Source organism: Variovorax sp. 10L426, assembly GCF_056395305.1.
Genome location: NZ_JBFTJF010000003.1, coordinates 136,472 through 159,136, shown reverse-complemented (window position 1 = coordinate 159,136; position 22,665 = coordinate 136,472). Strand labels below are relative to the sequence as shown.

At 65.1% G+C, this 22,665-nt stretch carries 20 protein-coding genes; 12 read left to right on the top strand and 8 right to left on the bottom strand.

Annotated elements, in window-relative coordinates; genetic code table 11:
* The first annotated feature begins 4 nt into the window (after window positions 1-4).
* From AC1DHL_RS05375 to AC1DHL_RS05360, 4 genes are read left to right on the top strand one after another with little or no spacing between them, the layout of a single operon-like run.
* A complete protein-coding gene (locus AC1DHL_RS05375; protein ID WP_478101610.1) occupies window positions 5-1,417 on the top strand; it encodes a TolC family protein in 1,413 nt (470 codons plus the stop codon).
* 10 nt (window positions 1,418-1,427) lie between these two features.
* Window positions 1,428-2,795 (top strand): multicopper oxidase family protein, encoded by a 1,368-nt coding sequence (locus AC1DHL_RS05370; protein WP_478161170.1) that lies wholly within the window; start codon window positions 1,428-1,430, stop codon window positions 2,793-2,795.
* 29 nt (window positions 2,796-2,824) lie between these two features.
* Window positions 2,825-3,325 carry a cupredoxin domain-containing protein gene (locus AC1DHL_RS05365; RefSeq protein WP_478161168.1) on the top strand — a complete coding sequence of 167 codons (501 nt, stop codon included), beginning with the start codon at window positions 2,825-2,827 and terminating at the stop codon, window positions 3,323-3,325.
* A 44-nt stretch (window positions 3,326-3,369) separates the two neighbouring features.
* Window positions 3,370-3,702: a copper-binding protein gene (locus AC1DHL_RS05360; protein ID WP_478161166.1), complete on the top strand. Its 333-nt coding sequence runs from the start codon at window positions 3,370-3,372 to the stop codon at window positions 3,700-3,702.
* Between the two features lie 28 nt (window positions 3,703-3,730).
* On the opposite strand, the gene dnaE is transcribed toward AC1DHL_RS05360, so the two are convergent.
* Entirely contained in the window at window positions 3,731-7,231 is a 3,501-nt protein-coding gene (gene dnaE / locus AC1DHL_RS05355; protein ID WP_478161164.1) for a DNA polymerase III subunit alpha, read from the bottom strand.
* A gap of 72 nt (window positions 7,232-7,303) precedes the next feature.
* Here dnaE and AC1DHL_RS05350 point away from each other — a divergent pair, with 72 nt between their 5' ends.
* Window positions 7,304-8,089 carry a sulfurtransferase gene (locus AC1DHL_RS05350; RefSeq protein ID WP_478161162.1) on the top strand — a complete coding sequence of 262 codons (786 nt, stop codon included), beginning with the start codon at window positions 7,304-7,306 and terminating at the stop codon, window positions 8,087-8,089.
* A 99-nt stretch (window positions 8,090-8,188) separates the two neighbouring features.
* Here the strand turns inward: AC1DHL_RS05350 and AC1DHL_RS05345 are convergent, their stop codons facing one another.
* The 4 genes from AC1DHL_RS05345 to AC1DHL_RS05330 form a co-directional block, all read right to left on the bottom strand.
* On the bottom strand, window positions 8,189-9,079 hold the full coding sequence (locus AC1DHL_RS05345) for a pirin family protein (RefSeq protein ID WP_478161160.1): 891 nt from the start codon (window positions 9,077-9,079) through the stop codon (window positions 8,189-8,191).
* A 28-nt stretch (window positions 9,080-9,107) separates the two neighbouring features.
* Window positions 9,108-9,659, bottom strand: a complete 552-nt coding sequence (locus AC1DHL_RS05340) for a flavodoxin family protein (protein ID WP_478101596.1) — start codon at window positions 9,657-9,659, stop codon at window positions 9,108-9,110.
* 153 nt (window positions 9,660-9,812) lie between these two features.
* Window positions 9,813-10,253 (bottom strand): DoxX family protein, encoded by a 441-nt coding sequence (locus AC1DHL_RS05335; protein ID WP_478161158.1) that lies wholly within the window; start codon window positions 10,251-10,253, stop codon window positions 9,813-9,815.
* A gap of 52 nt (window positions 10,254-10,305) precedes the next feature.
* Window positions 10,306-11,007, bottom strand: coding sequence for a pirin family protein (locus AC1DHL_RS05330; RefSeq protein WP_478161156.1), 702 nt, complete (start codon window positions 11,005-11,007; stop codon window positions 10,306-10,308).
* 143 nt (window positions 11,008-11,150) lie between these two features.
* On the opposite strand from AC1DHL_RS05330, the gene AC1DHL_RS05325 reads away from it, so the two are divergent.
* From AC1DHL_RS05325 to trmB, 4 genes are all read left to right on the top strand, one after another.
* Window positions 11,151-12,104: a LysR family transcriptional regulator gene (locus AC1DHL_RS05325; protein WP_478101590.1), complete on the top strand. Its 954-nt coding sequence runs from the start codon at window positions 11,151-11,153 to the stop codon at window positions 12,102-12,104.
* An 80-nt stretch (window positions 12,105-12,184) separates the two neighbouring features.
* Window positions 12,185-13,255: an NAD(P)/FAD-dependent oxidoreductase gene (locus tag AC1DHL_RS05320; RefSeq protein WP_478161154.1), complete on the top strand. Its 1,071-nt coding sequence runs from the start codon at window positions 12,185-12,187 to the stop codon at window positions 13,253-13,255.
* A gap of 21 nt (window positions 13,256-13,276) precedes the next feature.
* Complete coding sequence (gene gluQRS / locus AC1DHL_RS05315; RefSeq protein ID WP_478161152.1) at window positions 13,277-14,191, top strand: tRNA glutamyl-Q(34) synthetase GluQRS; 915 nt, start codon at window positions 13,277-13,279, stop codon at window positions 14,189-14,191.
* A complete protein-coding gene (gene trmB / locus AC1DHL_RS05310) occupies window positions 14,161-14,934 on the top strand; it encodes a tRNA (guanosine(46)-N7)-methyltransferase TrmB (RefSeq protein WP_478161150.1) in 774 nt (257 codons plus the stop codon). The genes gluQRS and trmB overlap by 31 nt, the downstream gene beginning before the upstream one ends.
* A gap of 10 nt (window positions 14,935-14,944) precedes the next feature.
* Here trmB and AC1DHL_RS05305 read toward each other — a convergent pair whose 3' ends face one another.
* Entirely contained in the window at window positions 14,945-15,364 is a 420-nt protein-coding gene (locus AC1DHL_RS05305; RefSeq protein WP_478101583.1) for a hypothetical protein, read from the bottom strand.
* A 238-nt stretch (window positions 15,365-15,602) separates the two neighbouring features.
* On the opposite strand from AC1DHL_RS05305, the gene AC1DHL_RS05300 reads away from it, so the two are divergent.
* Window positions 15,603-16,781 (top strand): ABC transporter substrate-binding protein, encoded by a 1,179-nt coding sequence (locus AC1DHL_RS05300; RefSeq protein WP_478101582.1) that lies wholly within the window; start codon window positions 15,603-15,605, stop codon window positions 16,779-16,781.
* 16 nt (window positions 16,782-16,797) lie between these two features.
* On the opposite strand, the gene AC1DHL_RS05295 is transcribed toward AC1DHL_RS05300, so the two are convergent.
* A complete protein-coding gene (locus tag AC1DHL_RS05295) occupies window positions 16,798-17,526 on the bottom strand; it encodes a Crp/Fnr family transcriptional regulator (protein WP_478101580.1) in 729 nt (242 codons plus the stop codon).
* Window positions 17,527-17,696: 170 nt separating this feature from the next.
* Here AC1DHL_RS05295 and AC1DHL_RS05290 point away from each other — a divergent pair, with 170 nt between their 5' ends.
* Window positions 17,697-19,679 carry a helix-turn-helix domain-containing protein gene (locus AC1DHL_RS05290; RefSeq protein WP_478101579.1) on the top strand — a complete coding sequence of 661 codons (1,983 nt, stop codon included), beginning with the start codon at window positions 17,697-17,699 and terminating at the stop codon, window positions 19,677-19,679.
* Window positions 19,680-19,728: 49 nt separating this feature from the next.
* Here the strand turns inward: AC1DHL_RS05290 and AC1DHL_RS05285 are convergent, their stop codons facing one another.
* Window positions 19,729-21,507 carry a tannase/feruloyl esterase family alpha/beta hydrolase gene (locus AC1DHL_RS05285; RefSeq protein ID WP_478161148.1) on the bottom strand — a complete coding sequence of 593 codons (1,779 nt, stop codon included), beginning with the start codon at window positions 21,505-21,507 and terminating at the stop codon, window positions 19,729-19,731.
* Between the two features lie 366 nt (window positions 21,508-21,873).
* Here AC1DHL_RS05285 and AC1DHL_RS05280 point away from each other — a divergent pair, with 366 nt between their 5' ends.
* Complete coding sequence (locus tag AC1DHL_RS05280; RefSeq protein WP_478161146.1) at window positions 21,874-22,665, top strand: SDR family oxidoreductase; 792 nt, start codon at window positions 21,874-21,876, stop codon at window positions 22,663-22,665.

Sequence of the window (22,665 nt, the reverse complement as noted above, 5' to 3'; positions counted from 1 at the left end):
CAACATGAATATCTACGTCAAGACAATGGCGGGCGCTGCGGCACTCGTCCTTGCTGGCTGCGCCTCTTTCTCGAAGGACGGTGGCTTTGACAAGGTCGCCGAACTGACGAAGGAGCGCACCGGGCAAACCGCCAAGTGGCAGCGCACGCCTTCGGACACCGACTCCGCCCAGAAGCGCACCAGTGAAATCCTGAGTCAGCCGCTCACGGCGGACGGCGCCGTTGAACTCGCGCTCCTCAACAATCCCGGACTGCAGGCCAGCTATGCCGACCTCGGTATTGCCGAATCCGACCTCGTTCGGGCCGGGCGCCTCGCCAACCCGTCCTTCGGCTTCGGGCGGCTGAGCGGCGGCGGTGTCACCGAAATCGACCGCTCCATCCTGTTCAACGTGCTGGGGCTGCTGACGCTGCCCGTTGCCCAGGAGGTGGAGCAACGCCGCTTCGAGCAAGCCCAATACCAGGCCGCCTCCAACACCGTGGCGCTTGCGGCCGACACGCGCAAGGCGTTCTTCGGCGCGGTGGCGTCGCGTGACCTCGTCACGTACTACCAGCGCGTCGAGAAAGCCGCGGACGCCTCCAATGAGCTCGCACGCCGCATGGTTCAAGCCGGCAACTTCAACAAGCTGTCGCAGATGCGCCAGCAATCCTTCCATGCGGATGCGACTTCGCAACTGGCCCGCGCTCAGCATCAGGCGATCGCCGATCGGGAGCGTCTGGTCCGGCTGCTCGGCCTGCCCGGCAGTCCGAACGCCCTCCAGCTTCCCGAGCGCCTGCCGGACCTGCCGAAAGAGCCGTTGGAGCCCAAGGACGCGGAACAGACGGCGATGGACAAGCGCCTCGACGTTCAGATGGCCAAGCGCAATTCGGAAGCCACCGCCAAGGCCCTCGGCCTGACCCGGGCGACGCGGTGGGTCAACGTCCTGAACGTGGGCTATGCGAACAAGAGCCAGACAGGCGAAGAGCGCGAGAACGGCTACGAAATCGAGGTCGAGCTGCCGCTGTTCGATTTCGGGACGGCACGCACCACGCGCGCCGAAGCGACCTACATGCAGTCGATGCACCGCGCCGCGGAAGTCGCCCTCAACGCGCAGTCGGAGGTTCGGGAATCGTATGCCGCCTATCGCACGGCCTACGACCTGGCCAGGCACTACCGCGATGAGGTGGTGCCGCTGAAGAAGCGCATCTCCGACGAGAACCTGCTTCGCTACAACGGCATGCTCATCAGCGTCTTTGATCTCCTTGCCGATTCGCGCGAACAGGTGATGAGCGTCACGGCATACATCGAAGCGCTACGCGACTACTGGGTCGCCGAAACAAACCTCCAAACGGCGCTCACCGGCCGATCGCCTGGCGCGGGCGGCCCATTGTCGCGCCCCTCCGCAAGCGCAGCCGCCTCTGGCGGCGACGCAGCGCATTGAGAGAACAGCCATGAACAACCGCAGAAACTTTCTCCGCAGCGCCGGCGCAACGGCACTTGGCACGACGGTCGTGAGCCGCGTCGGCGCGGCGTCCTTGCCGGAAGCCGCCACCCAGGCATCGCCGGCCACGCAGCCGCCGCTCGCCCCGAAAACGGGTCGCCCGTACAACCCCGTCGTCACGCTCAACGGCTGGTCGCTGCCGTGGCGCATGAAAGGTGGCGCCAAGGAGTTCCACCTCGTCGCAGAGCCCGTGGTGCGCGAACTGGCACCGGGCATGAAGGCGAACCTGTGGGGCTACAACGGCACGAGCGCAGGTCCGACCATCGAAGCCGTCGAAGGCGACCGTGTTCGCATCTTCGTGACCAACCGGCTGCCGGAGCCAACCAGCATCCACTGGCACGGGATGCTGCTGCCCTCCGGGATGGACGGGGTGACCGGCCTGACACAGCCGGCCATCGCACCCGGCAAGACCTTCGTCTACGAGTTCCTTCTCAAGAAGTCGGGCACCTTCATGTACCACCCTCATGCGGACGAAACGCTGCAGATGGCGATGGGAATGATGGGCATGTTCATCGTCCATCCGAAGGATCCGGACGCGTTCAAGGTCGACCGCGACTTCGTCTTCCTGCTCGCAGCCTATGACATCGAGCCGGGCTCGGCGACGCCCAAGGTCAACACGATGCTCGACTTCAACCTCTGGACCTGGAACAGTCGCGTGTTCCCCGGCATCGACCCCCTCGTCGCGAGGACCGGCGACCGCGTGCGCATTCGCGTCGGGAATCTCACGATGACCAATCATCCGATGCACCTCCACGGGCACCACTTCGAGGTGACCGGCACCGATGGCGGCTGGGTGCCGCCATCCGCCCGCTGGCCGGAAGTGACGACCGATGTGGCGGTCGGGCAGATGAGAGCGTTCGAGTTCGACGCAACCGCCGGCGACTGGGCGTTCCACTGCCACAAGTCACATCACACGATGAACGCGATGGGTCACGACGTCCCCACGATGGTGGGTGTCGATGCCCGCGATGTCGCCGAGAAGATCACGCAGCTCATCCCCGACTACATGCACATGGGCGACCGCGGCATGCACGACATGGCGGAAATGGAAATGCCGCTGCCGGACAACACGCTGCCGATGATGACGGGCTCCGGTCCGTTCGGTGCCATCGGCATGGGCGGCATGTTCAGCGTGGTCAAGGTGCGCGACAACCAGAAGCCCGGCGACTACAAGGACCCCGGTTGGTTCAAACATGCCGCCGGCACGCTTGCGCGGGAATACACGGGCCACCTCGAACAACCCGTTCGCGGTCGAGCACCCGCCGCGGACGCTGGCACGCTCAACGCCCGCAAGCCATCGGGCCATCAAGGCCACTGACTCTACGCAATCCCATTGAAAGCATCGCCATGAAAACCAAACTCGGCCTGCCTGTCCTTGCCGCTTCTCTTTTGTTCGCGTCGAACGCAGCCCTCGCTCACGGTGACGAAGACCATGCCGCAACACCAAGGAAATACGACGCCGGCAAGGTGGAAGCAAAGTCCTTCGGCCAGGAAGGCGACCCGAAGAAGGTGACACGCACTGTCAAGGTGAGCATGGCCGACACCATGCGATTCACGCCCGGCAACGTCACGATACGTCGAGGCGAAACCGTCAGGTTTCTCGTTCACAACGATGGGACGGTGCTCCACGAAATGGTGCTCGGCACCCCGGAAGAACTCAAGTCGCATGCCGAGTTGATGAGGAAATTCCCGGAGATGGAGCACGCGGACGCGAACATGGCGCACGTCAAGCCCAACGCCAGCGGTGAAATCGTCTGGCAGTTCACCCAGCCGGGTGAGTTCCAGTTTGCGTGCCTCATTCCCGGCCACTTCGAAGCAGGAATGGTCGGCAAGATCACCGTCAGATGAAAGCCTTCGCCTACCCTCCCCGACTTATTTCAAGAAGCACTCCCATGAAAAAACTACATCTGTTGACCGCCGCACTTGTCGTTGTTTCCGCCGTAGGCGTTCATGCACAAACCAACCCGGCCGCGCCCCCGGACTCAGCTGCTGCGGCAGCGACATCCATGACTGACGGCGAAGTCCGGAAAGTAGACCCTGGCGCGGGGAAGGTGACGCTGCGTCACGGCCCCATCGCCAACCTCGACATGCCTGGCATGACGATGGTCTTCAAGGCCACGGACCCGAAGATGCTGGAGCACCTCAAGGAAGGCGACAAGGTTCGGTTCTCGGCGGACCGCGTCAACGGCACGATCGCCGTGACGCGCATCGAAGCGGTGAACTGACCGCGCTCACCGCGGGCGCCGCGCTCGCCTATTCGTAGACCACCGCCGCCTTGCCGGCCTCCGCCTGCGCCATCCAACTCGCCAGCGCAGCATCCGTCGGGAAGAACTTCGCGCGCTCGCCCAGTTGCAGTTCGACCTGCGCGCCGCCGCGCGCCATCGACAGCCGCACGCCGAGCCCTTGCTGCAGTTCGCCGTGCTCGCTCTGCTCGGTGCGCGGCGGGAACTCCCGCACCAGGCGCGCGATGTCCGGCGCCTTGCCGTTGACCGCCACGCGCAGGTACTTTCCGAAACGGCAACGCGCGGCCGCGAGATCCCAGACCTGCATGACCTGGAAGCGCGCCTCGAAGCCGCCGCGGCCCGGCTGAAGGCGGCCGCTCACGATGATCAGTTCGTCGTCCTTGAGAACGTTGCGGTTGTTGTTGCAGAGCGCTTCGTCGGCCGTCGCCTCGATCGAACCCGACTTGTCGTCGAGCTTGAAGATCGCCAGCCGGCCGCGCTGGCCGTTGATCACGCGGAAGTCGCTCACGATGCCGGCAATGACCTGCTGTTCGCGACTGTCGATCAGGTCATCGATCTCCCGCTTGCAGAAGCGACGCACTTCATGCGCGACTTCATCGAAGAGATGGCCCGACAGGTAGAAGCCGACCGCGGTCTTCTCGTAAGTCAGGCGCTCCTTCACGCCCCACGGCGTGGCGTCGATCAGATCGGGCTCTTGCGTCGCGGAGCCGTGCTCGCTGTCACCGAAGATATCCACCTGCGCCGCATTGGCGTCTGTGGCAACGGCGAATTCGAAAGCGCGGTCGAGCGATGCAATCAACGACGCCCGGTTCTGCTGCAACGAATCGAAGGCCCCGGCCTTGATCAAGGCCTCGACGGTGCGCTTGTTGATACGCTGCCGGTCCACGCGCACGCAGAAGTCGAAGAGGCTCTTGAACGGCCCGCCCTCTTCCCGCGCCCTGACGACCGACTCGACCGCCAGTTGGCCCGTGCCCTTGACCGCACCAAGGCCGTAGCGGATGACCTTGTCGTTGACCGGCTCGAAGCGGTAGTTGCCGCGGTTCACGTCCGGCGGCTCGAAGCTCATGCCGAAATTCTTCTGCGCATCCTCGAACAGCACTTTCAGCTTGTCGGTGTTGTCCATTTCCACGGTCATGTTGGCGCAGAAGAACTCTGCCGTGTAGTGCACCTTGAGCCAGCCCGTGTGATAGGCCAGCAGCGAGTAAGCGGCCGCGTGCGACTTGTTGAAGCCGTAGCCCGCGAACTTCTCCATCAAGTCGAAGATCTCGTCGGCCTTCTTCTGGTCGATGCCGTTCTTGGCGGCACCCTTGCGGAAGATCTCGCGGTGCTCGGCCATTTCCTCGGCCTTCTTCTTGCCCATCGCGCGGCGAAGCAAGTCGGCGCCCCCCAGCGAGTAGCCGCCGAGGATCTGGGCGGTCTGCATCACCTGTTCCTGGTAGACCATGATCCCGTAGGTCTCGGAAAGCATGTCGGCCACCAGCGGATGCGGATACTCCACAGGCTCGCGCCCATGCTTGCGCGCCACGAAGCTCGGGATCAGGTCCATCGGGCCCGGGCGGTACAGCGCGTTCAGCGCGATCAGGTCTTCGAGCCGCGTCGGCCGCGCGTCCTTCAACATGCCCTGCATGCCGCGCGATTCAAACTGGAACACGGCCTCCGTCTTCCCGTCGGCGAAGAGCCTGTAGGTCTGCGCGTCGTCGAGCCGAATGTTCTCGAAGGCGAAGTTCTCCTGGCCCTTGTGGCGCTTGACGATGAATTCCTTGGCGATCTCCAGGATCGTCAGCGTCGCCAGCCCCAGAAAGTCGAACTTCACGAGGCCGACGGCTTCGACGTCGTCCTTGTCGTACTGACTCACGGCCGAGTCGCTGCCCGGCTGCTGGTAGAGCGGGCAGAAGTCGGTGAGCTTGCCCGGCGCGATCAACACGCCGCCGGCGTGCATGCCGATGTTGCGGGTCATGCCTTCGAGCTTCTGGGCCAGCTCGACCAGGGTGCGGACTTCCTCTTCCTTCTCGATGCGGGACGCAAGCTGCGGCTCCATGTCGATGGCGTAGTTGTTCTTGTCGCCCTCGACCTTCGGACTCGGCGGGTATTGCAGCGTGACCGACATGCCCGGCTTGTTCGGGATCAGCTTGCTGATGCCGTCGCAGAACATGTAGCTCATGTCGAGCACGCGTCCCACGTCGCGGATGGCGGCGCGCGCCGCCATGGTTCCGAAGGTGGCGATCTGGCTGACGGCATCGCGGCCGTATTTGTCCTTGACGTAGTCGATCACGCGGTCGCGGTTGCCTTGGCAGAAATCGATGTCGAAGTCGGGCATCGAGACGCGCTCGGGATTCAGGAAACGTTCGAACAGCAGCTTGTATTCGAGCGGATCGAGGTCGGTGATCTTCAGCGCATAGGCGACCAGCGAGCCTGCGCCCGAGCCGCGGCCCGGGCCGACCGGGCAGCCGTTGTTCTTGGCCCAGTTGATGAAGTCGCCCACGATCAGGAAGTAGCCGGGGAACCCCATCTTGAGGATGGTGTTGATCTCGAATTCGAGCCGCTCGACGTAGCGCGGCCGCTCGCCATCGCGCTTGGTCACATCGGGGTACAAGTGCGCGAGGCGCTCTTCCAGGCCCTCGAACGAAGCGACCCGGAAGTACTCCTCGATCGGCATGCCGTTGGGCGTCGGAAAATTCGGCAGTTGCGGCTTGCCGAGCACGAGCGTCAGATTGCAGCGCTTGGCAATCTCGACCGTATTGGCAATGGCGCTCGGCACGTCGGCGAAAAGCTTCTCCATCTCCGCGGCCGACTTGAAGTACTGCTCGCGCGTGAACTTGCGAACGCGGCGCGGATTGCCCAGGATCTCGCCTTCGGAAATGCAGACGCGCGCTTCGTGCGCCTCGTAGTCGTCGGCCGTGCCGAACTGCACCGGATGCGTCGCCACCACCGGCAGCTTGAGCCGCGCGGCAAGTTGGACCGCCGCCACGACGTGCGGCTCATCCTCGGGACGTCCGGCACGCTGCAGTTCGATGTAGAAGCGATGCGGAAAGAGGCCAGCCAGTTGCAGTGCGACTTCGGCTGCCCGCTCGGCCTGGCCTTGCAGCAGCGGCGCACCCAGGGGGCCTGCCTGCGCGCCCGACAGCGCGATCAGCCCGCCCTGCAATTCCTGCAGCCAAGCCAGCTTGCAGGCGGCCTGCGCCTGTCCCCGGCCCACGTTCTGCGTCCAGGCGCGCGCGAGAAGCTCGGAGAGATTGAGATAGCCCTCCTTGTTCTGCACCAGAAGGATGATGCGCGTGAGCGAGCCGGGCTCCGCGCCGAACCCTTCGACGAACACTTCGGCGCCCAGCACCGGCTTGACGCCCTTGCCGCGCGCCTCCTTGTAGAACTTGACGCCGCCGAAGAGATTGTTGAGGTCGGTGATCGCCAAGGCAGGCTGGCCATCCTTGGCGGCGGCCTTGACGATTTCATCGATGCGGTTGGTGCCGTCGACGACGGAAAACTCGGTGTGCAGGCGCAGGTGAACGAACATCCGTCGATTGTAGGAAGGCCGCCCCCCACGATGTGATGTGGCTCTCCCTAGCCCCACCTAAAATCCCGCCCCGTGCAACAGATTTTGAATATCGCGGCCTACAAGTTCGTCCCGATTGACGACGCCGCAGAACTGCGTGAAGAACTTCGGACGAGCACCCACGCGCTCGCGCTCAAGGGCACGATCCTGATCGCGCCGGAGGGAATCAACCTTTTCCTGGCGGGCGCCCCCGAATCGGTGCATGCGTTTCTGGCGTCGCTGAGAGCGGATGCGCGATTTGCCGACCTGGAGGCCAAGGAAAGCTGGTCTGCCAGCCAGCCTTTCCGCCGCATGCTGGTCAAGCTCAAGCGCGAAATCATCCGAATGGACCACCCGGCCATCCAGCCGGCCGCCGGTCGCGCACCGGGGGTGGACGCGCCGACGCTCAAGCGCTGGCTCGACCAGGGCCACGACGATGCGGGCAAGCCGGTTGCGCTGCTCGATACGCGCAATGCCTTCGAGGTCGACTACGGCACCTTCGAAAGCGCCATCGATTGGCGCATCCACAAGTTCACGGAATTCCCGAAGGCCTTGCAGAAGCACCGCGACGACCTCGCGGGCAAGACCGTGGTCAGTTTCTGCACGGGCGGCATCCGCTGCGAGAAGGCCGCGATCCTGATGCGAGAGGTCGGCGTGGCCGATGTGCTGCAACTCGAAGGCGGCATCCTCAAATATTTCGAACAGGTGGGCGGCGCGCACTACCAGGGCGAGTGCTTCGTCTTCGACGGACGCGAATCGCTGTCGCCGGACCTGAAGGCGCGTGCCAGCGGCGTGAGCGCCCGGGCTGCCGAAGACCCGGACATTACGATCAAAAAATAAGCTCGCCCCCAGGTTGCCCGCACTTCGCGTCGGGCGCCCACCCCCTACCGGGGGCAACACCGGCGGCCCGGCAAAGCCGGTTCCGCGGTGTTCCCCCGATCAGGTCGGTGCCTGGACCTGGAAGGGATGACCCGGCAGCGGGATGAATTCGGTCTCGCCGGGCACATGGCCCATGCGTTGAGCGGACCAGTCCGTGCCGGCTTCGAGAATGCGCTCGCGCCGGCTGGAAACGAAGTTCCACGTGATGAAGCGCGGTCCGTCGAGCGGCTCGCCGCCGATGACCACGACCCGGACGGCGCCCTGGGTCGTCAGCACGGCGCCTTCGCCATCCGCCAGCATTGCCATCGTGTGCTGCTCGACGGGCTCGTCGTCGATCGACAGATCGCCATCGACCGGGTAGATCGCGAGCTCGGGCGCCAGGGCAGGCAACTCGAAACGCGCGCCGGCCGGTAACGCGAGATCGAGGTAGATGGTCTTGGAAAACGTCGCCACCGGCGAACGAGCGGCGAATGCCTCGCCCACCAGGACCCGGACCTTCACCCCTTGCACTTCCAGTGACGGAATGTCTTCCGCCGCCGTGTGCGCGAAGCTCGGTTCGACCTCCTCGTAGGCCTGCGGCAAGGCGGCCCACAGTTGAAGGCCGTGGTTTTCGTAGGTCGCTTCGAACAGGCGCTCGGGCTTGCGCTCCGAGTGCACGATGCCGCGCCCGGCGGTCATCCAGTTGATCGCGCCGGGGCGGATTTCCTGCACGCTGCCGAGGCTGTCGCGATGCATCATCGCGCCCTCGAAAAGATAGGTCACGGTCGCCAGGCCGATGTGCGGATGGGGCCGCACATCATGCTGGGAACCGGGCACTTCGGTCGCGGGACCGAAATGATCGAAGAACACGAAAGGCCCGACGGAGCGGCGCTTGGCCGCAGGCAGGAGGCGCCGGACCTTGAAGCCCCCGCCCAGATCCTTGTCATGTGGTTGCAGCAGCGTGGCGGTCATCGGACGTTCTCCATGGTCGGGCGGTGAATCAGCCGCGTGATCTTGCCACCTCGGCTACGCGTTCGCCAAATGCAATCGCGGTGTCGAGGTCGCCCCGCGCCATCTCGGCCGGACTGGCATCGGTAGGCGACGTGGTCAACAAGCCGTTGTAGCCGCCGACGTAGTTGATCGAATCGCGCTTCGCCGCCTTGTCGCTGCTCGGCATGATGCCGAGGCTGACCCACAGGCCGCCGTGCTGCATGGCGAGGTGCCAGAGGTAGGTCAGCGTGGCGTCCTTGTCGCCGTTCATGGTGCCGCTGTTGGTGAAGCCCGCGAAGAGCTTGTTCTTCCAGCCCTGGGTGTACCAGACCTTGGAAGACGCATCCGCGAACTTCTTGAACTGCCAGCTGACGCCGCCCATGTAGGTCGGCGATCCCATGATGATCGCATCCGCCGCCGCCAGCATCTCCCAGCCATGGGCCGGGAGGTTGCCGTCGGCATCGATCGCAAGCAGATGCGCGCCAGCGCCGTCGGCCACCGCCTGCGCAACGCGCTGCGTGTGGCCGTAGCCCGAATGAAAGACCACAACAATGTCGGCCATCACGTTTGTCCGAGTGAATGAACCCGCATCCTACGGCCGGCGCAGCCCTACCCAATTCGTGAAACACCGCGGAACCGGCTTTGCCGGGCCGCTGGTGTTGCCCCCGGTAGGGGGTGGGCGGGCTACACGAAGTGAGCCCAACCTGGGGGCGAGTTATTTCTTATCGATGCTGAAACGTCCTGCGCCGAAGGCGGCAACAAAGAGCAGGCCACCGGCGATCGCGATGTTCTTGAAGAACATCAGTTGGTTCACGTAGGCCTTCTCGACAGGCATGGCCCAGTAGTTGTGGAAGAACACCGCAGCAGCCACTGTGAACACGGCGAGGACGATGGCCGTCAGTCGCGACTTGAAGCCGACCAGAAACAGGATGCCGAAGCCGAGTTCCACGATGATCGCGAGCGCAGCGCCAAGCTGTGGCAACGGGAGGCCAGCAGAGGCGATATAGCCCACGGTACCGGCAAAACCGGTGAGCTTGCCGAAGCCGGCCGGAATGAAAAGCAGCGCGATCAGAACGCGACCGATCAGTGCCAGCGCGTCTTGTGCAGCGCCGGTCGTGGCCGGGGCGGCATAGTTGGGAGCAGTGGTGGTGGTCATGGGTGGACTCCTGGGTTGAAAAAGACTGTGGATTGAAAAAAAGCTCGCGGACTCAGGCCGCGAGGTCGAACACCAGCACTTCGGCCTTCTTGCCGGCGCCGAGCGTGAGTTGCGATTCGCCCTGGATCAGCGCGGCATCGCCTGTCGTCAGTTTCGTGCCATTGGCCTCGAGTTCGCCGCGCACCAGGTGCACGTAGCTCTTGCGCTTCGGGTCGAGCGCCATGCTGGCCTTTTCATCGCCGTCGAGCAGCCCTGCGAACAGCCGGGCATCGGCGTGCACCAGCACCGACCCGTCCGCGCCGTCAGGCGAAGCGACAAGGCGCAGCTTGCCGCGCTTCTCGGCTTCGGCAAAGGTCTTCTGTTCGTAGCTCGGCGCGATGCCGCGCACGTTCGGCTCGATCCAGATCTGCAGGAAGTGCGTCGTCTCGTCGGCCTTGTGGTTGAACTCGCTGTGCATCACACCGCGTCCGGCACTCATTCGCTGCACGTCGCCCGGCGGAATGGACTCGACATTGCCCATGCTGTCCTTGTGCGCGAGTTCGCCTGAAAGCACGTAGCTGATGATTTCCATGTCCTTGTGGCCATGGGTGCCGAAACCGGCGCCTGCCGCCACGCGATCCTCGTTGATCACGCGCAGGTTGCCGAAACCCATGTGCTCGGGATCGTAATAGCCGGCAAAGGAAAAACTGTGAAACGAGCGCAGCCAGCCGTGATCGGCATAACCGCGTTCCTGGGATTTACGGACTTGCAACATCGTTGAACTCCTGCCCTGTCGAGGGCCTTCTTGCATGCCGCGCCCTGTGCGCAGCGGATGTGAAGAACTTTAGGGCCCGCGCCGGCTGCGAAAAGCGATGCCGTTTGATGGCATCATTCAATTTTTTTGATCGATCGGCCCTCATGCCCACTGCCCGCGACGTTCTGACGCCCGATGCGCTGTCCATGCTGCAGACCGTGGCCAGCACAGGAAGTTTCGCGGCCGCCGCACGCTCCCTCAACCTTGTTCCCAGCGCGCTGAGCTACCGGGTGCGCCTCATCGAAGACGCGCTCGACGTGCTGCTTTTCGACCGCAGCGGCCGCCAGGCGCGCGTGACGGAGGCCGGCGTGGAGTTGCTGCGCGAGGCAACCCGTCTGCTCGGCGAGATCGATGCCGTGGCCAATCGCGTCAAGCGCATCGCGACGGGCTGGGAGCCGATGCTGACAATCGCCGTCGACAGCGTCATCGCGCGCGATCCGCTGCTCGACCTGGTCAACGCCTTCTATGCGCTCGAACCGCCCACGCGGCTCAAGCTGCGCGACGAAACGCTGTTGGGCACCATCGAGGCGCTGACGAGCGGCGAAGCCGACCTTGCGGTGGGCGCGGTACTCGATGCGGCCAGCCTCGCGTTCACCGCGACGGGCATCCGCAGCCGGCCGCTGGGCAAGCTGGCCTTCGTCTATGCGGTGGCGCCGCACCATCCCCTGGCGCGCATCGACGTGCCCTTGAGCGACGAGGTGCTGCGCCAGCATCGCGCCGTGGCAGCAGCCGATTCGTCGCGCGCCGGGCCCAGCATGACGGTCAATCTCGTCGGCGGCCAGGACGTGCTGACCGTACCGACCATGCAGGCCAAGCTGGCGGCGCAATTGCACGGGTTGGGGGGAGGTTTCCTGCCCGAGCCCATGGCGCGGCCCTACATCGAGGCCGGGCACCTGGTCGAGCGAAAGACGGAACGTGTCGCCCCGTTGGCCACCATGCATTGCGCCTGGCGCGTTCGCACCGCGGGCAATCCGGGACGCGCGCTGCAGTGGTGGCTCGAACAGTTCGAACACGAAGGCAGCCGCTTGGCGCTGCTCGAGCGTCACCGCGGACGATAGAAATGAACGGCCCGGCGCAGGCCGGGCCACCCGCCAACCCGGTTAGAGTGCTTTGCCTGCCACACATCAATGAGACTGCCATGACCATCCGACCCATTGCCGATCGCCACCGACCCACCCCCCAGCGCCACTTCGCCATCATCGGCGCGGGCATTGCCGGCGTGGCATGCGCCCGCACGCTGCTTCAGGCCGGCCACCGCGTCACCGTGTTCGAGCGCGAGTCGGTACCGGGAGGCCGCATGGCCAGCGTGTCGACACCTTTCGGCCGCTTCGACAGCGGCGCGCAGTATTTCACCGTGCGCGATCCGCGTTTCGCGCAGGCTCTGGAGACCGCACCCCGAATCTGCAAGCCCTGGAGCGCGAACCTGGTCCGCGTGCTCGACGCACACGGCCGCGTCGCCGAAGCCGCCCTGCCCGGCATGGAAAAGCACTGGGTCGCGCAGCCTGGCATGGATGCACTGGTCATCGATTGGGCGGCGCCGCTGGGCGACGCACTCATCACGCAGACGCAGGTGACGCGGATCGAACGCGACGCACTCGACGCGAAGCGCTGGCAGCTCCGCACCGCCGGCATCGATGATTCGCAGCACGTCTATTCGGGTTTCGATGCGGTGCTCCTCGCAGTGCCGCCGGCCCGCACGCGCGAACTGCTCGACAACGGCAGGCTCTCCGCTGAACTGAGCAAGAAGATCGAATCGGTGCGCATCGCGCCGTGCTGGACGCTGATGATTGCCTTCCCCCAGGCCAACCAGCCCACGCTGTCGCATCTCGGCCCGCAGTGGAACGCCGCACGCAGCAATCACCATCGCGTCGCCTGGCTGGCGCGCGAGTCGTCCAAGCCCGGCCGCGACCTGATCGAGCGCTGGACCGTGCAGGCCAGCCCGAAGTGGTCGCAAGAACATTTGCGCGACGACCACTCGCGCGTCGAGGCGAAGCTGCTTCGCGCCTTCGCGGAGATCACCGGCATTCGCGCCGAACCATCCCATGCGCAGGCACGCTGCTGGCCGGAAGCGCAGACCGACGTGTCGGTGGGCAAGCCACACCTGTGGGACCCCAAGGCCGGCATCGGCGTGGCCGGCGACTGGTGCACGGGCCATCGCGTCGAGGACGCGTTCCTGTCGGGGCTCACGCTCGCGCTCAAGCTCGCCTGATCTGCCCCCGATGTCGCGGTCATGACCCGGATCGGCCGCTTCGCCCCCTCGCCCACCGGACCGTTGCACGCTGGCTCGCTCGTGGCCGCGCTCGCAAGCTGGCTTGACGTGCGGGCCCGCGGGCCTCAGGCGCGTTGGCTGGTGCGGATCGAGGACGCCGACACTGAGCGTTGCCTGCCTGGCATGGGCGAAGTGATCCTGTCGCAACTGGCTGCCTGCGCCATGATTCCCGACGAAACGCCGGTCTGGCAGACACGGCGAACCTCGCTGTACGAGCGTGCATTCGAGCAGTTGCAGGCCGCGCAACGGGTCTACCCCTGCGGCTGCTCCCGCAAGGACATCGACGATGCACTGGCGCGCCGCGGCGTCGTGCACACCCGCCATGGCGAGCGCGTCTACCCGGGCACCTGCCGCAACGGCCTGCACGGCAAGCCGGCACGTGCATGGCGCTTCGCCACCACGAAATTCGAGGACTCGCCCGCGCACGAACCGATGCGGTGGCGCGATCGACGTCTCGGCACACAACAGCAGGACGTCACGCGCGAAGTGGGCGACTTCATCCTCAAGCGGGCGGACGGCCCCTGGGCCTATCAGCTTGCTGTCGTGATGGACGACGCCGATCAGGGCGTGACGGACGTCGTGCGTGGCGAAGACCTCGCGGACAACACAGCACGTCAGATCCTGCTGCAGCGGGCGCTCGGCCTGCCGACGCCTACCTACCTCCACACGCCGCTGGTGCGCGGCACGGACGGCGACAAGCTCTCGAAGCAGAACGGCGCGACCGCGCTGCAAACCGACACGCCCGCCGACGCGCTGGCGGCCCTGGATGCTGCCGCGCGGGTGCTGGGCCTGCGCTCGACCGCAGCCTCGTCACCCGCCGTGGCGCTCGCGCTCTGGATTCCGCAATGGCGCGATCTCTACAATGCGCGGCCGTGATCAGCCCCTCCATCGACCTCCCCCCCGATCCGCCGGACGACAACGCCGGCGACAAACCCACCGGCGAAGCGCATCCGTTGCACCGCCGCCTCAAGAGCTTCGTCAAGCGCGGAGGCCGCACGACCGAGGGCCAGGCACGCGCCTACGAGCAGTTCGGCCCGAAATTCCTGCTGCCCTACAAGGCCGAGGCGCTGGACTTCGAATCGGCCTTCGGCCGCAAGGCGCCAACCATCCTGGAAATCGGCTTCGGCATGGGCGAAGCCACCGCGCACATCGCCGGCCTGATGCCCGAGAAGAACTTCCTGTGCTGCGAAGTGCATGAACCCGGCGTCGGCGCGCTGCTCAAGCGCATCGGCGAGCAGAACCTGCAGAACATCCGCATCTGCGCGCACGATGCCGTCGACGTGATCGACCACATGCTGCCCCTCGCGACACTCGCAGGCGTGCACGTGTTCTTTCCGGACCCATGGCACAAGACGCGGCACAACAAGCGACGGCTGATCCAGCCGCCCTTCGTCCGCAAGCTGGCGGATCGTCTGGCACCCGGAGGCTACCTGCACTGCGCCACCGACTGGCAGCCCTACGCCGAGCAGATGCTCGAAGTGCTCTCGCAAGAACCTCTGCTGCGCAACACCGCGCAGGCCTATGCGCCCAAGCCGTCCTACCGGCCATTGACCAAGTTCGAGAACCGCGGCCTCAAGCTCGGCCACGGCGTGTGGGACGTGGTCTTCGAGCGTGGCTGAGCGACGTCCTTCAGTCGCTCAACGCAGCGAACATCGAACGCTCCCCACTGTCCACTGACGCGGCACGCTGCGTTGCCGGGGTGTTTTGCTGTGACGCCATGATCAGCGCAGCCCGGTGGGCAGACCGGCTGGCGATCTTGGTGTAGGTGATCATCGCTTCCCACTCGCGCTCGATGTCGTGCGACGCGCGTTCGCCGCGCGCGCTGATCAGCGTTCGGCTCACATCGACCAGGGCCGCCGCGGCACTCAGGCAGACGTTGGCCGCAGACTCCGCGGCACTGGAGTTGAATCGGTGCTGTCCGGCCCACGCGCGGGCGTTCAGACCTTCGAGGGACGCTTGTTGGGAGTTGCTATCGGCATGCGCAAGCACTTTCTCGATGGCCAGGAGCGCGTTTTCGAGCAGTGCAATATCAGTTGACTTTGGCTTCATTTCATCCAGCCGGATGTATTCCGGTCCGCCTCGGATTTGACCGCGGAACCCGCTTTGCCGCTGTGCAAAATGCCACAAGCGAGATACATAAGTTAACAAGCTGGCGATTGCCCTGATGGGTTGGAAGCATCATCCGACAGCTTTTTGACCGGGCACGCGTCACTCCCGTGAACTAATCCCTTCGTTTGTGACACTCGTGTTGCTACATTTTTCAAGATCTGCAACAAAGGGTTTTGACATGCAACTGACGCGCAGGAATTGGATGGGCAAGGCCGGCGCCACGTTGTGGCTCGGTTCCGGATTGTTGGCAGGCCGGGCGAGCCATGCCCAGGCGCAGACGGCCCCGCGCGCCGCCGCTTCCGCGACACGAACCGTCATCCTCGGGCAATCGGTCCCACTGACAGGCGCCGCCAGCGAGATCGGCCTGGCATTCGCCGCGGGAAGCAAGCTCTACGCGAACCAGTTCAACGACGCCAATGCGGCAAGCGGCTTGCAGCTCAAACTGCTGCAACTGGACGACGGCTACGACGCCACCCGCGCCGCCGCCAATGCGAAAACCCTGCTCGCCAGCGAGAAGGCCGACATCCTCTTTGGCTTTGTCGGCACGGCCAGCAGCGACGCCGCCGCGGCCGTCGCCACCCAGCAGGGCGCGGTGCTTTTTGCGCCCTTTGCCGCTGCCGACAACCTGCGGGGATCGAACTTTCCCAACGTCTTCCACGTGCGCCCCAGCATGGCCGACGAGGCCGTCAAGATCGTGCGCCAATGCGGCGCTGTCGGCCAGACACGCATCGCGCTGGTCGGCGATGACGATGCCATGGGCCGCGCCGGACTCGCTGCCGTGCAGCAGGCCCTGGCCGATCTCAAGCTTCAACCGCTCGTCGCAAGTGCACTCGTGCATGCGAATGGCGACAACCTGGATGCAGGGCTCCAGGCCGTGCAGAAACAGTCACCCCAGGCCATCGTGCTGGTATCGCTGTCCGGCACGACGGCCACCGTCGTTCGCAAACTGCGAAAGAGCAGCTACTTCGGCACTTTCATGGCCTTCTCGATCGTCGGCATCGACCCGCTTTTCACGGCGCTCGGCAAGGACGTCAGCGGCATCGTGATCTCGCAGGTCGTTCCGTCGCCGCGCCCCTCGGCGATTCCGATCGTCAAGGAGTATCTGGAAGCCATCGACAACTCGGACCAGTCGCCCTCCTACGAAGGCCTGGAAGGTTTCATTGCCGCCAAGGCGGCGGGCGAGGCGGTTCGCCGTGCGGGCAAGGGCTTCACGCCCGCGACGCTGCAACGCGTGATGGCGAGCATGACCGACTACGACGTCGGCGGCTTCCGCATCAACCTGCGGCCTGGGCTGCACGATCCGGCACGAAGCATCGACCTCGTGAGCATCACCAAGGAAGGCCGGATCCTGCGTTGACACCGGGGCCGCGCACTCATGCGCTGGCGGCCAGCCTGTGCAGTTCGTCGAGCGACAGCAGTTCGATGCGACCGTAGCCCAGCGCGATCACGCCGTCGCGCGCCAGCGCGTTGAGTTCCTTCGAGAGCGTCTGCCGCGTGACGCCGAGCATCATCGCGAAGGACTCCTGGGGCAGCGTCAAATGCCGTCGTGCAATAGGTGATTGCGTCACGTCGCCATGCGCGAAAGCCACCAGCCGGCGCGCCACGCGCGCACGCAGACCACGCAGCGTGGCGTCCTCCATCAGCCCGTAAAGGCCGCGCACGCGCGACGCGAGCAACGCTGCGATCGCCCTCGCGAAGCCCGCCCCCTGCATCTGCTTCGCGAAGGCCTCGTAGGGCACAACAAGCAGATCAATGGCCGAGAGGGCCGTCGCGTCGTGCGTGCGCGGGGATCCGTCGATCAGGCTGATTTCGCCGAACCAGTTGCCGGGTTCGAGCACCGCGAGGATGGCTTCGCGGCCATCCTGGCGCAGCGTCGAAATCTTGATCGTGCCGGCTGCCAGCCCGTAGAAACCCGCCCCCGCCACAGGGACGGGGTCGCCCTGGCGGAACACCATCGCGCCCCGTCGCACGTGGATCAGTTCGGCGGCGCCCAGCAGCGATTCGCGCTGCGCGCGAGGCATCGAAGCGAACCAGGGGTTGGCCTCGATGGCGGAGAAGTGGTCGGTGGCCGCAGCCGCCCGCGGCCGGGATTTCGAAGGCATGGAAGATCGGAGCTTACGGGGTTTGTCAGCGTTGACCGAGGCGCTTCACGACCTTACGGTCACGGCTTCAGTCTACTGGCGTTGACCGCCGAACCGCTGCCGTGGATCTCGTCTTCAATACCCAAGAATTCTCTGCCGCCAAGCGCTTTGAAGCGAAACACGATCACGACATGCCCGCAGGCATGATGAGCACGGTCCAGGCCGACGTCGGTCGGCAGGTCGCCAGTGCACTGATCGAACTGCTTCATCAAGGTGCAACCGCCGACGACTTCGCGCGTTGTCTCGCCGAGGTGGAGGCGCTGCCGGACGGATGCACGGGCAAGTCGAAACTGATCGAAACGGTTCGAATGGCGATGGGTGTTCGCAACCGGCTTGAACTGCTGCAACAGCGCGAGCGCGGCATGCTTGCCGTCATCGAGTCGGCCCAGGATCTTTCGAGCCGACTCGACCTGACCGGCTTGCTCAGCGCGATCGTTTCACGCGCTCGCAACCTGTTGGACTCGCATGTGGCGTGGCTCTCCACCTACGATGCGGAGCGCGGCGAGTATCAGGTGCTCGTCGCCGACGGTGCGCTTTCGCAGAGCACCTCGAGCATGGTCGCCAGCCGCGATCGCGGCGTGGGGAGCATCCTGATGTCGACGCGGCTGCCGTTCACAACGCCGGACTACCTGCATGACACGCGTTTCGCGCACGATGCCAAACTTGACGACACGTTTCGCGACGAAGGCATCGCCGCGCTGGTCGGGGTGCCGCTGATCTGGGACGGGGAAGTGATCGGTCTGCTTTTCGTGGCCGATCGATACCCACGCATGCATACGGCGCAGAGCGTCTCGATCCTCAGCACGTTGGCGACGCATGGTGCGGTCGCATTGAAAAACGCGAGGGATTTCAAGCGGGCCAATGCCGCGCTCGAAGCGGCCGAGCAGGCCCGCGCCGAACTCGAGCGGCACGTACGCGGCATTCAGGCTGCCGCCGAGGCGCACGAGCAGATGACATCGCTGCTGGCAAAAGGCGCATCGCTGTCCACGTTGTGCCAGGCGGTCGCGCGACTGCTCGGCGGCGGCGTGCTGGTGCTGGACGAAGCGGGACAAGTCGTCAGCAAGGGCACCGCGCCTGGTTACACCGGAACGGCCATCCAGACTTACGCTCCGCACGGAGATCGGAGTGTCGAACTGGGATCCGCACTGAGCCTGAGCCGCCAGTTGGGGCGCTCGGTTGTCGCCTACGAGACCGAGACCGAGGGCGAGTCATGCCGAGTCATGGCGGTGATCGGCGGCGACGACGTCCTGGGATCGACCGCGCTCTTTCATCGCGGCGACCTCGAGGAAATCTCGATCCGCACGTTCGAGCGCAGTTCGAGCGTCATCGGCATTGTGCTTCTGTCTCAGGAGCGCATGGAAGCGACGAAGAGCCGAGGCGTCTCGACTTTGCTGCGCGCGCTGGTCTCGCCACGACAGGACGAACCGGCTCTGATGGCGAACAATGCCGAGCGTCACGGCATGGATCTCTCGCAGCCGCTGTCGCTGATGCTGATCGAAATGGACGGCCCGAGCGCCGGCTACGCTGCGCGCCGGCTTAGGACCTTGACGCCGCTGGCGAATGTGCTGGTCGACGAGATCGACGGCATCCTCATCATCCTCTGCAGCGCAACCAGCGCCCCCGACGTGCGCCAGACCGTCTCGACCTGGGTACGGCGCGAGATCGGCGCCGTCCATCGCGGCGTGCTGTCGCGACCGGTGTCAGGCCCGGCGGAGATCCCGGCGTTGTACGCGACGCTCAAGCGCGCACTGGGGGTGCTTGGCCGCATCGGTGTCCACGGCCAAGTCATCAGCCAGAACGAACTGGCTCTCTACTCGACGTTGTTCGAGACTCATGATCAGGCGAGCCTGGCTGACTTTCTCGACGCGACGATCGGTGCGCTGATCTCGTACGACCGCAAGCGCGCCTCCGCGTTGACCCCCACGTTGCTGAGCTATTTCGACAGCAACCAGAATGCCACGATCACAGCTCAGCGGCTGCAGATCCATGTCAACACCGTCAGGCAACGGCTGGCCACCATCGAGGACCTGATCGGCCACTGGGGCAACGCCTCGCGGGCGCTCGAGATCTATGTCGCGCTGCGGTTATGGAGCCTCAACTCGTCGGCTGAGTGAGGTCGAAACTTGCGTCACCCCGGGTGCCACCGCGAGCCGGGGCGCGTACCTAGTCCGTGCAGGTGAACGAGGCCGCCAGGTTCACATCGCCTGCGCCCTTGTATTGAGGCCACTTCGGATAGTCGCAAAGGGGCCGGGTCCGACCCGGCACGCCTGCCGTGTCGGTCGTCACTTGCGCGCTCGGGCCGACGCCCTTCTCGACCCAGTTCTCAAGTGCCGTCAGCGAATCCCAGGTTGCGTTGAATACCGAACTGACCGCGTGCCCGAGGCCTGGCACCTCATAGTATCTGGCAAAGGTATCGACGTAGGCCGGTCCCATCTGCGCTTGCAGGCGCTGGTAATACTGCTCGGTCGCCCGCGTGCTGACCAGCACATCCGCCAAGCCGTGGGCGAGCAGAAGCTTGCCGCCGCGGTTCGCGAATGCCGAGATATCCGTGCTCGTGTCGAGCTGTGTGCTGAGCTCGCTGATCCGGCTGGCCCACGGTCCGGGGTTCTCGGGATCAAGCGTGAGCGAATGGAACGTCGGGTCACGTGTCACGGCGTACTTGACCCACTGGTCCAGCAATAGGCCAATATAGGGTGCACCTGCTGTCGGCATGGGGTCCGCCGGCGCGACGGTTCCCATGGCCAGGAAGGTGACGGTCGGCTGCAATGGCGAAGAACCCGCCCTGCCGAGGTCCCCGCCCCAGACGTTGTAGCCCGGGTATCCCGTCTCTCCACTGGCTAGCTGGAAGTTGAACCGTGCATCCGTGTTGAGCGTCTTGAGTGCGTTGATCTGCGCGTCCGACAGGCAGGTGTCGCCCGTATCTGCGCCGTTCGGGCAGCGCACGGCCACGCCGGCCAGGGTTGCGGTCGCGGGATCGAAGACGGCGTTGCATTTCGACTGGTTGCTGATGAGGCCGTCGACGACACCGTCCAACGCATCACAGGCCTCCATCGCGGCCTGGAAGATGACTCCCTTCTTGGCAGTGTTCGGGTAAGCGCCCGGCTGCGCCAAGGTCCGGTTGGCCTTCTGGCCGAACAGGAGGGCGGAAGCATCGTTCCAGGCCGGATACCAGGCGATAGCGCCGTTCCAGTCGGCTGGCCACCGCTGGATCGCTGCCAGCGCTTCACGCCCGCCGGTCGAGCCGCCGGCAAAATAGGCCTTGGCTGGAGCGCCGGCGGCGTAGCGGGCATTGATCAGGAAGATCGCGGCGTCGCGTGTCTTCTTGAGCGCGTCGCCTCCAAAGTTCCGCACGGCCTCGTCATTGACGAAGGAAGACCCGTCCTGCGAGCCGAACGCGTTGGCCTGGTGCCCGGAGTCGCTGGCGAACGTCGCGTAGCCGCGACCCAACGGCGTCGGTTGGTCGGTCGGACCATTCGGCACGTTGCCCGCCACGTTGGGAATGGTGCCATTGAAGCCACCGCCGCCGAACATGACGACCTTCGTGTTCCAGACGGTCGGGAGCGCGACCCTGAACAGGATCTTTGGTGCAGTACTGTCGACCGGCGAGATGCTGCCGTTGACGAGGCAGTATTCGGGAATGGCGGCGGCACCGGTTCCGCTGGGGGCAACCACAACGGCCGTCGTCACGGCCCCACCGGTCGTCGGCAGGCCTATCGAAGTTGCTGGTATTGCCATGCCCGCCAGTTGCGTGCAACTGAGCGGCGTGGCCGCTGACGGCGGCGCGGGAGGAGGCGCAGGCGCAGGAGCGGGCGCGGGCGCAGGAGTGGGCGCGGGCGCGGGAGTGGGAGTGAAAGCGAAGTCGTGGCTGCCGCCGCCGCAAGCGGCCAACTGCGCTGCGATCGCGAGTGTCCCAAGGAAAGGCCAGGGGCGCTTCATATTCATTTTGTCTCCTGAAGTTGTAGGTCTGTATGCCCGGTGACTTTGCAAATCGATACAGAGTGTCCGATTCGCAGTCTGATGCTCGCCGAGGCAAAAACCAATGTGGTTCGGCCACACATGGGAGAGACCTTGAATGTGCGAAGCGACGCGTCAAGGATGAGCGAAGCGCATCTCGCCCCGTTCAGCCTCGCCAGCAACCGACGCATCCGAGCCACCACCGCGGACGGCCACATTGTTTGGCCCGCAAAAGTGTGCGTGCGCCACATTGGGTTCGCACGTCCATCAGGCGAGACTTGGGTGATTCGGCGCCCGTCGGTGATGGCGCCAATGCACCGCTGGGCATCGAGCCGCGGTGGTGGAAAGACTCACATGCCCATCCTGGATTCACTTCGTCCGGCGCGCGACCTGCGCGTCCTTGTTACAGGGGCCGCCAGCGGCATCGGCGCAGCGATTGCACGCGCCTTTCATGAAGCGGGCTCGCGCGTGCACGTGTGCGACATCGATCGTGCCGCTCTCGATCGATTGAACGCGCAGGCGCCGGGCATCATGGCAAGCATGGCCGACGCCTCTGTCGCCGCCGATGTCGATCTCGTGTTCGACGACGTGAAGGGAACACTCGGCGGGCTCGACGTGCTCGTCAATAACGCCGGTATTGCCGGTCCCACGGGGGCGATCGAAAGCGTCGACACAGGCGGCTGGGAACGCACGATCGCGGTCAACCTGAACAGCCAGTACTACTTCGCGCGCCGCGCGGTACCGCTGCTGAAGCAGTCGAGCGCCAGCCCGTGCCTGATCGCGATCGGTTCGGTCGCCGGACGACTGGGTTATGCCTTCCGAACGCCGTACGCGTCGAGCAAGTGGGCGATCGTGGGTCTCATGAAGTCTCTCGCCATCGAGCTTGGCCCGCACGGCATCCGCGTCAATGCGATCCTGCCCGGTACGGTGGAAGGCGAGCGCATGCAGAGTGTCATCGCCGCGCGCGCCGCGGCCACCGGCGTCGGCGTCGACGCGATGCGCGAGCAGTACCTGAACAAGATCTCGCTGCGCCGCATGGTCAGCGCCGAAGACGTGGCCGCGATGGCGCTGTTCCTCTGCTCGCCGGCGGCGCGCAACGTCAGCGGGCAGGCGATCAGTGTCGACGGCAACGTCGAATACCTTTGA